At 63.2% G+C, this 13,853-nt stretch carries 17 protein-coding genes and 1 tRNA gene; 13 read left to right on the top strand and 5 right to left on the bottom strand.

The window, feature by feature from the left end:
- The first annotated feature begins 64 nt into the window (after positions 1-64).
- Both X728_RS143670 and X728_RS143675 read left to right on the top strand, forming a co-directional pair.
- Entirely contained in the window at positions 65-1,216 is a 1,152-nt protein-coding gene (locus tag X728_RS143670) for a YncE family protein (RefSeq protein WP_023686687.1), read from the top strand.
- Positions 1,217-1,355: 139 nt separating this feature from the next.
- Entirely contained in the window at positions 1,356-1,931 is a 576-nt protein-coding gene (locus X728_RS143675; protein WP_023704303.1) for a cation transporter, read from the top strand.
- Positions 1,932-2,118: 187 nt separating this feature from the next.
- Here the strand turns inward: X728_RS143675 and X728_RS143680 are convergent.
- Positions 2,119-2,203, bottom strand: a tRNA-Leu gene (locus tag X728_RS143680).
- Positions 2,204-2,408: 205 nt separating this feature from the next.
- Between X728_RS143680 and X728_RS143685 the strand changes: the two genes are divergently transcribed.
- Both X728_RS143685 and X728_RS143690 read left to right on the top strand, forming a co-directional pair.
- Positions 2,409-2,993 (top strand): YqaA family protein, encoded by a 585-nt coding sequence (locus tag X728_RS143685; protein WP_023673756.1) that lies wholly within the window; start codon positions 2,409-2,411, stop codon positions 2,991-2,993.
- Positions 2,994-3,055: 62 nt separating this feature from the next.
- The gene (locus X728_RS143690; RefSeq protein WP_023832516.1) at positions 3,056-3,574 is read left to right on the top strand and encodes a disulfide bond formation protein B; all 519 of its coding nucleotides are present in this window, start codon (positions 3,056-3,058) and stop codon (positions 3,572-3,574) included.
- A gap of 266 nt (positions 3,575-3,840) precedes the next feature.
- On the opposite strand, the gene X728_RS143695 is transcribed toward X728_RS143690, so the two are convergent.
- Complete coding sequence (locus X728_RS143695) at positions 3,841-4,398, bottom strand: HNH endonuclease (protein ID WP_008874122.1); 558 nt, start codon at positions 4,396-4,398, stop codon at positions 3,841-3,843.
- A gap of 128 nt (positions 4,399-4,526) precedes the next feature.
- On the bottom strand, positions 4,527-5,168 hold the full coding sequence (locus X728_RS143700; protein ID WP_023711735.1) for a DNA-3-methyladenine glycosylase: 642 nt from the start codon (positions 5,166-5,168) through the stop codon (positions 4,527-4,529).
- A 74-nt stretch (positions 5,169-5,242) separates the two neighbouring features.
- Between X728_RS143700 and gluQRS the strand changes: the two genes are divergently transcribed.
- Complete coding sequence (gene gluQRS, locus X728_RS143705; RefSeq protein WP_023832515.1) at positions 5,243-6,118, top strand: tRNA glutamyl-Q(34) synthetase GluQRS; 876 nt, start codon at positions 5,243-5,245, stop codon at positions 6,116-6,118.
- On the opposite strand, the gene X728_RS143710 is transcribed toward gluQRS, so the two are convergent.
- The gene (locus X728_RS143710) at positions 6,119-6,406 is read right to left on the bottom strand and encodes a hypothetical protein (protein ID WP_023671677.1); all 288 of its coding nucleotides are present in this window, start codon (positions 6,404-6,406) and stop codon (positions 6,119-6,121) included. It lies immediately after the preceding gene.
- A 218-nt stretch (positions 6,407-6,624) separates the two neighbouring features.
- Between X728_RS143710 and X728_RS0135935 the strand changes: the two genes are divergently transcribed.
- On the top strand, positions 6,625-7,500 hold the full coding sequence (locus X728_RS0135935; RefSeq protein WP_031195766.1) for a DMT family transporter: 876 nt from the start codon (positions 6,625-6,627) through the stop codon (positions 7,498-7,500).
- On the opposite strand, the gene X728_RS0135930 is transcribed toward X728_RS0135935, so the two are convergent.
- Positions 7,497-8,348 (bottom strand): YihY/virulence factor BrkB family protein, encoded by an 852-nt coding sequence (locus tag X728_RS0135930; RefSeq protein ID WP_023671675.1) that lies wholly within the window; start codon positions 8,346-8,348, stop codon positions 7,497-7,499. The genes X728_RS0135935 and X728_RS0135930 overlap by 4 nt on opposite strands.
- Positions 8,349-8,408: 60 nt before the next feature.
- On the opposite strand from X728_RS0135930, the gene X728_RS143715 reads away from it, so the two are divergent.
- The 7 genes from X728_RS143715 (at position 8,409) to X728_RS143745 (ending at position 13,835) form a co-directional block, all read left to right on the top strand.
- A complete protein-coding gene (locus tag X728_RS143715) occupies positions 8,409-9,275 on the top strand; it encodes an SDR family oxidoreductase (RefSeq protein ID WP_081732471.1) in 867 nt (288 codons plus the stop codon).
- Between the two features lie 24 nt (positions 9,276-9,299).
- Positions 9,300-9,491, top strand: coding sequence for a twin transmembrane helix small protein (locus X728_RS143720; protein ID WP_023671673.1), 192 nt, complete (start codon positions 9,300-9,302; stop codon positions 9,489-9,491).
- A 19-nt stretch (positions 9,492-9,510) separates the two neighbouring features.
- The gene (locus X728_RS143725) at positions 9,511-10,092 is read left to right on the top strand and encodes a cob(I)yrinic acid a,c-diamide adenosyltransferase (RefSeq protein WP_023671672.1); all 582 of its coding nucleotides are present in this window, start codon (positions 9,511-9,513) and stop codon (positions 10,090-10,092) included.
- A gap of 29 nt (positions 10,093-10,121) precedes the next feature.
- Positions 10,122-10,922 carry a rhomboid family intramembrane serine protease gene (locus tag X728_RS143730; RefSeq protein WP_023832514.1) on the top strand — a complete coding sequence of 267 codons (801 nt, stop codon included), beginning with the start codon at positions 10,122-10,124 and terminating at the stop codon, positions 10,920-10,922.
- A gap of 214 nt (positions 10,923-11,136) precedes the next feature.
- Positions 11,137-11,886 carry an electron transfer flavoprotein subunit beta/FixA family protein gene (locus tag X728_RS143735; RefSeq protein ID WP_023685322.1) on the top strand — a complete coding sequence of 250 codons (750 nt, stop codon included), beginning with the start codon at positions 11,137-11,139 and terminating at the stop codon, positions 11,884-11,886.
- 20 nt (positions 11,887-11,906) lie between these two features.
- The gene (locus X728_RS143740; protein WP_023685323.1) at positions 11,907-12,836 is read left to right on the top strand and encodes an electron transfer flavoprotein subunit alpha/FixB family protein; all 930 of its coding nucleotides are present in this window, start codon (positions 11,907-11,909) and stop codon (positions 12,834-12,836) included.
- Positions 12,837-12,956: 120 nt separating this feature from the next.
- Complete coding sequence (locus X728_RS143745; RefSeq protein ID WP_023671668.1) at positions 12,957-13,835, top strand: 3-hydroxybutyryl-CoA dehydrogenase; 879 nt, start codon at positions 12,957-12,959, stop codon at positions 13,833-13,835.
- Positions 13,836-13,853 lie beyond the last annotated feature (18 nt).

The raw sequence follows: 13,853 nt of genomic DNA, 5'->3' as shown, positions 1-13,853 counted from the left end.
CGGCAAGACACCAGCTATGGGTCGGCGCGGCAATTTCGGCCGGCCTTCACGACAAGCCATCCTGATGATCAGAACCTTTTTGCGTCACGCCGGTCCCCGTGCGGCCTTTTTGCTGCTTGCGCTGCTGCCTGTCCGCGCCTGGGCCGATAGCTGTCCCGAGGATTGCAGCGAGCCCGCGCCGTCCATCAACATCTACAGCCACACCGCCGCCAGCCATCTCGGCCCGGCCACGCTGGGTGCACTGCCGCGCGTCTATGTGCCGAACCGCTCCTCCAACAGCGTCACGGTGATCGACACCATGACACTCAAGGAAGTCGACAGGTTCCCGGTCGGCAGCAAACCGCAGCACGTCGTGCCGTCCTGGGACCTGAAGACGCTCTGGGTCGCCAACAATGGCACCGGCAAGAACGGCAGCCTGACGCCGATCGACCCGATGACCGGCAAGCCCGGCCCGCAGATCGCCGTGGACGATCCCTACAATTTGTATTTCATGCCGGGCGCGGCCATCGTCGTCGACGAAGCCCTGGAGCGGCTCGATTTCCGCGATCCTCACACCATGGCGCTAATGTCGAGCCTGCCGACGCCCACTTGCCCCGGCATCAACCACGCCGAATTCTCGGTCGACGGGGCCTACGCGATCTTCACCTGCGAATACGGCAATGGCGGATTGGCAAAGATCGACCTGAAGAACCAGAAGGTGCTTGGCCATCTCGACTTCTCGAAAATGGGCATGCCGCAGGACATCCGCCTCTCGCCCGACGGCAAGGTTTTTTACGTCGCCGACATGATGAATGACGGCGTGTTCCTCGTCGATGGCGACAGTTTCAAGGAGATCGGCTTCATCCCGACCGGCATCGGCGCCCATGGCTTCGTCGTCAGCCGCGACGGCAAGCGGCTCTATGTCTCGAACCGGGGCTCGCACAAGATGGAGCAGGGCCAGGCAAAGGGACCGGGCAGCGTGACGGTGATCGACTTCGCCACCCGCGCGGTCGTCACGCAATGGCCGATCCCCGGCGGCGGCAGCCCCGACATGGGCAATGTCAGCGCCGACGGCAAACAACTATGGCTGTCCGGCCGCTTCGACAGTGCCGCCTACATGATCGACACGACATCGGGCGCGGTGACCAAGTTTCGGGTTGGCTCAGAGCCGCACGGCCTGACGGTGTGGCCGCAACCGGGACGGTATTCCCAAGGCCATACGGGGAATATGCGCTAAGTCCGTGTTCGAGGCGCGGCTCGAACGCAAAAGGTCGCAAGGGCAACCGCCCATCGGCCGGGACCCGGAACGAGCAGGGGCTTTCCTTGGAAACCGCGAAGCTGTAGCTCCACACACTGGTTTCGGATACTGCCAGAAGATGAACCTTCGCCGCATCGTCCTCATCGTCGCGCTTCTCAATCTTGCCTATTTCGGGATCGAGTTCGCTGTGGCGCTCGCCATTGGATCAGTGTCCCTGTTCGCCGACAGCATCGACTTTCTTGAAGATGCTTCCGTGAACCTCCTTATCCTGCTCGCACTTGGGTGGTCTGTGCGCTCCCGTGCGCGGGTGGGGATGGCATTGGCGCTCATCCTTCTCATGCCGGGTCTGGCAACGCTCTGGACGGCTTGGGAGAAGTTCAACGTGCCGGTGCCGCCGCAGCCCATCGCCTTGACCTTGGCGGGACTTGGCGCCCTCGCCGTCAACCTGTCCTGTGCCTACATGCTGGCCGCGCACCGGCATCGTGGCGGCAGCCTCACAAAGGCGGCCTTCCTGTCGGCCCGCAACGACGCCTTGGCCAACATCGCCATTATTGCCGCAGGGTTCGTCACGGCCTTGCTCTGGCATTCCGCGTGGCCCGATTTGGCGGTGGGATTGGGGATCGCGGTCATGAACGCCGACGCGGCCCGCGAAGTGTGGGAAGCTGCCCGTGAAGAACACCGTGCGGCGGCCTGAGAGCACGTAGAGCGGGGCTACCGGCCGCCGCTGATTGGCGCTATCGCTGTCATTCGCAGCAGCCGCCGCTGGGTCTTTGTCGAGGCACTGTTCGAACCCGGAGGGTTCGCAAGGGCGACCGCCCGTCGGCCGGTCAGGCCGCCCCATCGGAGCCCGTGAGCGAAGCGAACTGGCGTGAGATCAAAAATGGTGCCCCTAGCCGGAATCGAACCAGCACTCCTTGCGGAACTCGATTTTGAGTCGAGCGCGTCTACCAATTCCGCCATAGGGGCTCAGGCCCAAAGGCCTGGATGGGCGCGGACTATACGGTTGGAGGCCTGTTCGTCAACTGGCCAAATGCGCCGCCGTGCCCTGCTTGCGGCAAAAGCCCGCCTTTCTGTTTCGTGAAGCTCCTGCCATTGTACGGCGCGGAAAATCTTTCTAGACAGACGCGCATCAAAGCGCGTTGCGTGTGGCAACCTGCATCCAGGAGAGCCGATGCTTCGCGGACTTTACGACTGGACCTTGTCGCTGGCGGCCCGCAAATCCGCCGAATGGTGGCTGGCCTTCATCGCCTTCGTCGAAAGCTCGGTGTTTTTCATACCTGCCGACGTCTTGTACCTGCCCATGGCGTTGGCGCGGCCCGAACGCGCCTATCGCTACGCGCTGACCGCCACCGTTGCGTCCGTGCTGGGCGGCATTGCCGGCTGGCTGATCGGCTACTATGCCTACGACACGATAGCACGGCCGATGCTGGAGCACTTTGGCGGCCTTGACGCGTTCGAGAGGTGGCAGTCGGCCGGCACCGGGCTGATGCTGGTGCTGCTCGTCACATCGGGTGCCGCCCACCTGCCGCCGATCAAGGTGGTCACCATTCTGGCAGGCGCCCTCCACGTCAATCTTTTCGTCTTCATCGTCTCCGCCATCCTGGCGCGTGGCGCTCGTTTCCTGCTTCTTGCCTGGCTGCTGCGCCGCTATGGCGAAGAGATCAAGGAATTCATCGAGAAGCGTTTGGGATTGATCGTCGGCGCCGGCGCCGCTGCCCTGATTTTGCTCTATATCGTCGTCAAATACGCCTTCTGACCGCCCAAGGCGGGCGGTGGGTCAGGACTATGCCGGCGGACGGCGAATTCAACGGACGAAACATGACAGCCACGATGACAGCCGATACCGGACGCCAGCGGACGCGCACCGCTTTGTTTCTCGCCGTCGCCATGGCCGCCACGGTCGGCTCCGCGCTCGCCTTCCAGCACATAGGCGGCTACATCCCCTGCCATCTGTGCCTGGAGCAGCGCGCGCCCTATTATATCGGCGCCCCGCTGATGCTGCTGGCGGTGATTGCCTCGATGCTTAGCGCGCCCGCATGGCTGACGCGCGGCCTGCTTGCCGTCGGCGGCCTGCTGATGCTCTATGGCCTCTATCTCGGCGTCTATCATTCGGGCGTCGAATGGGCCTGGTGGCAGGGCCCGGCCGATTGCACGGCCGGCGCCGGCCCGGTCGACACCGGCGGCAAGGGCGTGCTCGACGCGCTCGACAAATTCGTGCCGCCATCCTGCGACAAGGCAGCCCTTCGTATCCTCGGCCTGTCGCTGGCCGGCTGGAACGCCATCGCCAGCTTCATCCTCGCCGCCATCGCCTTCCGCGGCGCGCTGGCGCGCGACTAATCAAGTGCGAGGTCGCGCCATGCGGCCAGTCTCTAAATGTTGGCACCGCCCCTCATTGCCCTGCCGGGCATTTCTCCCCGTGTAGTGACGGGGAGAAAGACGCAGTCATCGATGGTTTCGCCAATCCCGAACGCTGAAAAAAGGGCGCCAGATTTGCAGCCAATTCCCTTCTCCCCGTCACAATACGGGGAGAAGGTGGCGGCAGCCGGATGAGGGGCAGCACCTGACATCGGCGATTGCCCTGGCAAGGCCGATCGGGCCAATCCCTACGGCTCCAACTCCACATCCCAGTAGAGATAATCCATCCAGCTTTCATGCAGATGGTTGGGCGGGAACAGCCGGCCATTGTTGTGCAGGTCGTGCACGGTCGGCTGGTAGGGCTTCTGCAGCGGCCACATCTTGGCGTGCGCCGGCATCATGCCGCCCTTCCTCAGATTGCAGGGTGAACAGGCGGCCACGACATTCTCCCACGTCGTCGCCCCGCCGCGATGGCGCGGGATGACGTGGTCGAAGGTCAGATCCTCGGGCGTGCCGCAATACTGGCACTGGAAGCGGTCGCGCAGGAACACGTTGAAGCGGGTGAATGCCGGGTGCCTCGACGGCTTCACATAGGCCTTCAGGCTGACGACGCTGGGCAGCTTCATCGAAAAGGTCGGCGAAGACACCGCATGCTCGTATTCGGCGACGATGTTGACCCGGTCGAGGAACACCGCCTTGATGGCGTCCTGCCAGGACCAGAGCGACAAGGGGTAATAGCTGAGCGGACGGTAATCCGCATTCAGCACCAGCGCAGGAAGCCCATCCGGAGATACGGCAACCGTCACCTTGTTGACCTCCTCGTTCTAGAACCGATCGGCGCGGATACTGTAAGCCCGACATGACAGGGATGTGAAGCGGATTGTCATCAGCCAAACGCGGCAAAAATGCAGGATTTTCATGCTTTTTTACGGTTTCAGGCCGGAGGTGCTGCGTCCCGGCCCCTGGTTTCGCGATAATAGGACCAGAAAAGCCGCGATGCGACGCCTCGCCACGGGCTCCATGATTCGGCCAGGGCGATCAGCGTTTTCTCCGGCGGACGCGGCTCTATGCCGAGCGCGTGGCCAACCGCGCTCTGCAGCGCGACGTCGCGCGCGGGGAAAATATCGGGGTGGCCGGCGGCAAACAGGAGATAGACTTCCGCCGTCCACGGGCCGATGCCCGGCACCGCGATCATAGCCGCGATCGCCTCTTCGGCGTCGAGCGAACAGAGGTGATGCAGGTCGAGCCCCTCAACCACGGCCTGCGCAACCGCGATCAGACCGCGCTGCTTCGGCCGCGACAGCCCAGCCTCACGAAACATGTCCTCGCCGGCGGCAAGGATCGCCTGCGGCGTTAGCGGATCGACCAGTTTCACCAGCCGGCCGAAAATGGAATCGGCGCTCGCACGGGATACTTGTTGCGAAACGATAATGGAGGCCAGGCTTCGAAAGCCGGGCTCCGACAGCCGCAGCGGCACCTCGCCGGCCATGCCGCGCACCTTTTCCAGGCGCGGATCGATTGCGCAAAGCGCATCCAGCCCGCGCGCAATATCGTCCAGTGTCGCGATGCGTTGCATGTTTTCTTGTTCCTGAACCGACCTCACGGTAGCAATTGGCAAAACCGCTGCACAACCCGATTGCCGCTTGTGAGATGACGCTCCTGACATTCCGCTTCGCGCCGAGCCCGAATGGCGAACTGCATCTCGGCCATGCCTATTCGGCACTGCTCAACCAGCAACTGGCGCGTGCGGCCGGCGGCCGCCTGCTGCTGCGCATCGAGGACATCGACACGATCCGCTGCACGCCTGAATTCGAGGCCGGCATCTTTCGCGACCTCGAATGGTTAGGTCTCGAATGGGAACAGCCGGTGCGGCGCCAGGCCGAGCATTTCACCGACTATCAGGCCGTGCTCGACCGGCTGGTCCGCGAAGAACTCGTCTACCCTGCCTTTATGAGCCGTGGCGAGATCAGGGCCTTCATCGCCGACAGCGAAAAGCGCGGCCGCGACTGGCCGCGCGACCCGGACGGCGTGCCGCTTTATCCCGGCGCCGACAAGGCGCTGCCGGTCAGCGAACGCAACCGCCGCATCGCCGAAAATGCGCCCTTCGCCTGGCGCCTCGACATTGATGCAGCGCTGGCGCGCGTCGGCACGGATTTGTCCTGGCGCGAATTCACCAACGAGACGCTTTCGGCGACGCAGCGAGTCGAGGCGCGTCCGCAGGACTGGGGCGACGTCATTCTGGCGCGCCGCGACATCCCGACCAGCTATCACTTGGCCGTCGTCGTCGACGACGCTCTGCAAGGCGTCAGCCATGTCGTGCGTGGCCGCGACCTTTATTCCGCGACCGGCATCCAGCGCCTGCTGCAGGAACTGCTCGGCCTCGGCCAGCCGCAGTATTTCCACCACCGTCTCATACTCGGACCGGATGGGCGCAAACTGTCGAAGAGTTTTGCTGATACCGGCCTTGCCGCGCTGAGGCAGGCAGGCATGTTGCCGGACGATGTCAGGCGGCTGGTCGGGCTCTGACTAAAGCCGGGCCAGCCCCGCCTTGAGCAGCGCCAACGCGCCTATAAACGCGAAGGCGCCGCCCAGTCCCCAGGCAACCGCGAGCTTCAGATCTCTCAGGACGATGCCATGTTCGTTCGCGGCCATGACCGCGGCGAAAAAGCCGAGCGTGAACAGCAATGTGTTGCCGGTCGACCCAAAACCGTCCTCCTGCATGATGGCGTCGAGCGCTGAACCGAAGAAGAAGCCAAACACGGCCACACTGGCCACCGTCATCAAAAGCCAGCTTGTATCGAGATGCAACAGCATGCGCGCTCCCTGTCGAAGCCAAAACGCCATGTCGCCGGATCGATCGACAGAAGTCGATTGCCCTGACGCCGCCCTTTGAATTCGGCCACCTCCTACATCAGGATGAGCTTATGTACCAATTGTTTCACTTTGCTTGCCGGATTGAACCGCATTAGAGCAATTGCCGTATTTGTCTCTTCACCGAATCGGACCTCTCCACCGGAAACGGCTTCCCCGAAATGCACAGTCTCAAGCGGTTCATCCCCGCCTCGTTTGTCGTCCTGTGGGCGACAGGTTTCATCGGCGCGCGCTACGCCATGCCCTGGGCGGAGCCCTTCACCTTTCTGGCAGCCCGCTTTGTCATCGCCGCCTTGCTGCTTGCCGGGCTGATGCTCGTGCTTGGCTCGAAGCGAGCCACAAGGGCAGAAGCGCTTCACGCCACGGTCGCCGGCATCCTCATGCATGGCATCTATCTCGGCGCCGTGTTCTGGGCGATCCACAGGGGCATGCCCGCCGGGCTTTCGGCGCTGATCGTCGGCCTGCAACCGCTGATCACCGCCGTGCTTGCCGGCCGGTTCCTCGGCGAGGACATCCTGCCGCGCCACTGGGCCGGCCTTGCCGTCGGCCTTGTGGGAGTGATCATCGTGCTGTGGCCGAAGCTCGGCGCTCTCGGCGGCGGCGTTACGCCCGAAACCCTGACGGCGTCGCTGGTCTCGGTGCTGGGCATGAGCGCCGGGACCATCTGGCAGAAGCGCTATGCCTCGGGTGGCGACCTGGTGGCGGCGACGATGTGGCAATATATCGGCGGCGGCTCGCTGATGATCCTGGCTTCGCTGGCACTGGAGACCCACACGGTGATCATCAACGGCGAACTGATCTTCGCCATGGCCTGGCTGGTCCTGGTGCTGTCGATCGGCGCCATCTTCCTGCTGATGGTGATGATCCGCGACGGCGAGATGTCGAAGGTCGCGTCGCTGTTCTACCTGGTGCCGGCCGTCACCGCTGTCATCGCCTGGGCGCTGTTCGGCGAACAGCTCAGCCTCGTGCAGATCGTCGGCATGGCAATCGCGACGCTCGGCGTCGGGCTGGCCACGGCTCGGCCAGCCAAAACCTAGCTGCCGACCCGTGCGCGCGCTTCGAGAAAGCGGCTGATCGCCGCATTGAGTTCGCCGCCGAGGATGAAGATCGCCGACAGCATATAGAGGAAAACCACGGCGATCATGATCGAGGCGAGGCCGGCATAGGTCGTCACATAGGACGAGAAATGGTCGAGGTAGGTCGCGAACATCGTCGAGCCGACAAGCCACGCAGCCAGAGTGAAGATGATGCCAGGCACCAGCGAGACAAAGCGGCGCTTGCCCGCCGGCAGCCAGTAGTGGACGGCAAACAAGCCACCAATGATGACGGTTGAGGCGATGACGTAGCGCCACAGCGTGATCGTGCCCGTATAGGGTTTGATCCACTCGAAATGAGCTTCCGCCAGCCGCGCCAGCAAAGGCGCAAAGACCAGGAGCACGCTGATCGCCAGGAAACCGGCCGTCGCGATCAGCACGAAGAAAATGCTCTGCACCCGGCGGTAGATGATGCCGCGCGTTTCGGCGACGCGGTAGGCGCGGTTGAGCGAGGTGCGCAGCGCCTCGATGCCGTTGGAGGCGAAATAGGCCGCCAGAAGCACGCCGTAGGTCAAAAGATCGGTGCGCCGCACGGTCAGCACGTTGAGCACCTCGCGCGCGATAGGCTTGGCGATCTGTTCGGGCCAGGTGTCGAAGACCAGGTGCACGGCAGTATCGGCGAACGCCTGCGCGCCGAGGAAGCTCGCCAGCGTGGTGGCGAAGATCAGGAACGGGAACAGCGCCATGAGCGAAGTGATCGCCAGATGGCTGGCCATGGCCCAGCCGTCATCGGTGTTGAAATGGCCAAGCGCGTCATAGAGCACGCGGCGCAGCACGACGATATTCCGCATCAAGAGCCGCGTTCCCTTCGATTGTCTCGACGCCGCGAATATGGGAAGGGATTGTGGCAAATGGCAACCCTTGCTCAAACCACGATGCCGCCTGCCAAAGAGTTGCGCACCATCATCGTCACCGGCGCCTCGTCCGGGATAGGCGCCCACTGCGCCCGTGCGCTGAAGGCGGATGGCTGGCGCGTGTTTGCAACGGCGCGCAAGCCGGATGACATAGCCGCACTTGAAGCCGACGGCATCGAGGCCTTTTATCTCGACTACCGTGAGCCGGATTCCATCGCAGCACTTGCGGCATCGGTGCTGGAGCGGACAGGCGGGCGCCTCGACGCCCTGTTCAACAACGGCGCCCATGCACAGCCCGGCGCCGTGGAAGACCTGCCGGTTGCGGCATTGCGCGAGCAGTTCGAGGCCAATTTCTTCGGCTGGCACGACCTCACCCGACGCATCGTACCGGTAATGCGTCGCCAGGGACATGGCCGCCTCGTTCATTGTTCCTCGATCCTTGGGCTAGCGCCGGTGCCTTTTCGCGGCGCCTACTCAGCCTCCAAGCACGCGCTCGAAGGCCTGATGCTGTGCATGCAGCAGGAACTCAGGGGCAGCGGCATCCATGTCTCGCTGATCGAACCGGGGCCGGTGACCTCGAAAATCGCCAGCAACGGGCTGTTCTGGTTCCTGAAAAACATCGACCACGAGAATTCCGTCCACCACGTCGCCTATGCCGCGCAGCTGGCGCGGCTTCGGGCCGGCGGCAGCTCATCACGGCTGAAAAAGGGGCCGGAGGTGGTCTATGCGGCCTTGCGCCATGCACTTCTGTCGCGGCGCCCGCGCCCGCACTATGTGGTAACAGTGCCGGCCAGGATTGGCGTGATGCTCAAGCGCATCCTGCCGGCATCGATGCTCTACCGCGTTCTGGCCGGACGCGCCTGATCGCAACAGAACTGGGAACAGATCATGGCAACCGTCATCAAAGTCCTCCTCGTCCTCGTCATGGTCGCCGTGGTGATCGTGCTTGTCCGCGGCCTCATCAACATGATGCGCGGCGGCTCCGGTGTGAGCTCGAACAAGCTGATGCAGGCACGCGTGCTGCTGCAGGCGCTGGCGTTGGCACTGATCCTGCTGGTGGTGTATTTCACCCGCAAGTGACGGCCGTTCGGGAGGCGACGTGGTCAAGCTCAACAAGATCTACACCCGCACCGGCGATGACGGCACCACTGGCCTCGGCACCGGTGAACGCAGGCTGAAATCCGACCTGCGCGTCGATGCCTACGGCACCGTCGATGAAGCCAATGCCTGCATCGGTATCGCCCGCCTGCACACAGCGGCAAGTTATCCCGCCATCGACGCCATGCTGTCCCGCATCCAGAACGATTTGTTCGACCTCGGCGCCGATCTCGCCGTGCCCGACGACGGCAAGCCGCTGGGCTACGAGCCGCTGCGCATCATCGCCTCGCAGACCGACCGCGTCGAAAAGGATATCGACCTTCTCAACAAGGATCTGCAGCCGCTCAAATCCTTCGTGCTCAATGGCGGCACGCCGGCGGCGGCAGCACTTCATCTTGCCCGCACCGTGGCGCGACGGGCCGAGCGGATCATGGTGGCGCTGGCGCAGGACCCGGCCGAACATGTCAATCGCGAGGGGCTGAAATACATAAACCGCGTCTCGGACTTTCTGTTCGTCGCCGCTCGTGCGGTCAATGACAACGGAAATGCCGACGTGTTATGGGTGCCCGGCAAGAACCGCTGAATTTTCGAAGGCGGGAAAGGGCTTGGGGCATGTTCATCCCGCTTTACGACTCCAACAGGTTGCGCCACATCCGGCTGCAATATGTGACGATCGGCCTGATCGCGGTCAACGCGCTTGTGTTTCTCATCACCACGATCGGCGGCGAAAATTTCAACAACGCAGCCGTGCTCGGCTTCGGCTTCATTCCTTCGGTTGTCCACGACACGGCAGAACTCTCGCCCCAATTCGTCGTCATTCCCGAGAGCCTGAGTTACCTTACCTATGCCTTCCTGCATGCCGATATCTTTCATCTCGGCGGCAACATGCTGTTCCTGTGGGTGTTCGGCGATAATGTCGAGGACGCACTCGGCCACATCCGCTACCTCATCTTCTACCTGCTTTGCGCCATCGCCGGCGCCTTCTTCCAGGGGCTCGTCGCCTGGAGTTCGGAGGTTCCGCTGATCGGTGCCTCCGGCGCCATTGCCGGCGTCGTCGCCGCCTATCTGGTCCTCTACCCCCGGGTGAAAGTGTGGGTGCTGGTCTTTGCCCGGATTCCGCTGCGTATCCCGGCCTTCATCCCGCTGATCCTGTGGATCGGCTTCCAGGTGGTGATGTTTGCCGCCGGCGGCGAAAACCAGATATCCTGGGCCTGCCATATTGGCGGCATCATTGCCGGTGGCGTGCTGGTGCTCATTATGCGCAGCCGCGGCGTGCCGCTGCTCGCCGGTGGCGACGGCGAGCCGCAACCCGTCGATCAGCCAGCCGCTTCTACTGGGCCGGCGCCAGCCGGTCCCGCTCCCGTGCAACCTGAGACGCGTTGGGGCCGGGGTGGCGCTTCCGGTCACAAGTGAACCGATTTGGGTGGTTTGGCCGCTGCCGTGGCATATTGACGTGTTGCGTCGCCACAACTACGGAGAGCGCCACCGCTAGGCGGCAGAAGACCAGAATTCGTCCGGCCAGGATTCCGTTTGGCCGGAATTCAGTCAGGAATGTCGGCTTTCGACAACTCTGCGGAGGCGCACGCTGCTATAGCGCGCCCGGATATCTCAGGAGAGGTGACAGACAATGAAGATCCTTGTGCCCGTGAAGCGGGTTGTGGATGCGAACGTCAAGGTTCGCGTCAAGGCCGATGGTTCGGCGGTGGAACTCGCCAACGTCAAGATGGCGATGAACCCGTTCGACGAGATCGCGGTGGAAGAGGCGCTCCGGCTGAAGGAAGCCGGCAAGGCCGAAGAGATCATCGTCGTTTCGGTCGGCCCGCAGCAGGCGCAGGAAACGCTCCGCACCGCGCTCGCCATGGGCGCCGACCGCGCCATCCTGGTCAAGACCGACGAGCAGACCGAGCCGCTCGGCGTCGCCAAGGTGCTGAAGGGCGTCGTTGACGCCGAACAGCCCGGTCTCGTGATCCTCGGCAAGCAGGCGATCGATGATGACTCGAACCAGACCGGCCAGATGCTGGCCGCCCTGCTCGGCTGGGCACAGGGCACTTTCGCCTCCAAGGTCGTGATCGACGGCGACAAGGCCAAGGTGACGCGCGAAGTCGACGGCGGCCTGCAGACGGTGGAACTGAAGATGCCGGCGATCATCACCGCCGATCTTCGCCTCAACCAGCCGCGCTATGCCTCGCTGCCCAACATCATGAAGGCCAAGAAGAAGCCGCTCGACGAAAAGAGCCCGGCCGATTACGGCGCCGACGTCAAGCCGCGCCTGAAGGTGCTCAAGACCGAGGAGCCCAGCGGCCGCAAGGCGGGCGTGAAGGTCAACAGTGTCGCCGAACTGGTCGACAAGCTCAAGAACGAAGCCGGCGTGCTCTGAGACTGGAAGGAACAGATAAAATGACCATTCTCCTCATCGCAGAACACGACAACGCCAGCCTTTCCGACCAGACCGCGAAGGCGCTCTCGGCGGCGCTGCAGATCGGTTCGGACGTGCATGTGCTGGTCGCCGGCAAAGGCGCCAAGGGCGCGGCCGACGCCGCTGCCAAGCTCGAGGGCGTGAGCAAGGTGCTGCTGGCCGAGGCCGACGAACTGGCCGAGCGCCTCGCCGAACCGCTCGCCGCACTCGTTGTCTCGCTGGCCGGCGCCTACGACACCATAATCGCGCCGGCGACCTCGTCGGGCAAGAATGTCGCGCCGCGCGTGGCGGCCCTGCTCGATGTCGCGCAAGTCTCCGAGATCATCGAAGTGGTTTCACCAGACACGTTCAAACGGCCGATCTATGCCGGCAACGCCATCCAGACGGTGCAGTCGAGCGACGCCAAGAAGGTCATCACTGTGCGCACCGCCTCCTTCCAGGCTGCCCCGGAGGGCGGCTCGGCAGCTGTCGAGACGGTCAAGGCCGCGGCCAATCCCGGCCTCTCCACTTTCGTCGAGAACAAACTCTCGGAAACCGACCGTCCGGAGCTGACCTCGGCCAAGATCATCATTTCGGGCGGCCGCGCGCTCGGTTCCTCGGAAAAGTTCCAGGAAGTCATCCTGCCGGTCGCCGACAAGCTCGGTGCAGCCGTCGGCGCCTCGCGCGCTGCCGTCGACGCCGGCTACGCCCCGAATGACTGGCAGGTCGGCCAGACCGGCAAGGTCGTGGCGCCTGACCTCTATATTGCCGTCGGCATTTCCGGCGCCATCCAGCACCTTGCCGGCATGAAGGATTCGAAGGTCATCGTCGCCATCAACAAGGACGAAGAGGCGCCGATCTTCCAGGTTGCCGATTATGGCCTGGTCGGCGACCTGTTCGTCATCCTGCCGGAACTGCAAAAGGCGCTTTGACGCTTTCTGCCAAAGCGTATTAAATTGTGAAAGGGTGGGGTAGACGAAGCTGCCCCACCCTTTTAGTTTGCACTGCACAAAAAGCAGGCCGCAAAGGCCTTTTCGACGGGATCGCTGCAAATGGCCAAGATCGAGACGATCGGCATCATCGGCGCCGGCCAGATGGGCGGCGGCATCGCGCATGTATCAGCACTTTCGGGTTTCAAGGTGCTGATCTACGACGTCTCGCCCGACCGTATCGAGAAGGGTATTGCCACGGTCAGCGGCAACATGGCCCGCCAGGTCGGCTCCGGCAAGCTTGAGGAAAAGCTGCGTAACGAAGCGATGGCGCGCATTTCCGCAGCCCCCACCATGGCTGATCTCGCCGGTGCCGATCTGGTTATCGAGGCGGCGACCGAGGACGAGACGGTCAAGCGCAAGATTTACGCGCAGCTCTGTCCCCAGCTCAACCCGGAAGCCATTCTGGCGACCAACACCTCGTCGATTTCGATCACCCGGCTTGCCGCGCAGACCGACCGTCCCGAGCGTTTCATCGGCATACATTTCATGAACCCCGTGCCGCTGATGAAGCTGGTCGAACTGGTGCGCGGCATCGCTACCGAGGATCAGACCTTCGAGGCGGCCAAGGCCTATGTGAAACAGCTCGACAAGACGATCACCGTCTCTGAAGATTTTCCGGCCTTTATCGTCAACCGCATTCTGTTGCCGATGATCAACGAGGCGATCTACACGCTCTATGAGGGGGTCGGCTCGGTCGATGCCATCGACACCGCCATGCGGCTCGGCGCCAACCATCCGATGGGACCGCTGCAGCTCGCCGATTTCATCGGCCTCGACACCTGCCTGTCGATTATGCAGGTGCTGCATGACGGCCTGTCGGATTCGAAATATCGCCCCTGCCCGCTGCTGGTGAAATATGTCGAGGCCGGCTGGCTCGGCCGCAAGACCGGGCGCGGCTTCTACGACTATCGCGGCGAGCATCCGGTTCCGACGCGCTAACCACCAGAACGAAAGTTC

Origin of the sequence: Mesorhizobium sp. L103C119B0 (assembly GCF_000502235.1) — a bacterium.
Classification (GTDB): Bacteria; Pseudomonadota; Alphaproteobacteria; order Rhizobiales; family Rhizobiaceae; genus Mesorhizobium.
This window is presented reverse-complemented; position numbering and strand designations above follow the sequence as displayed.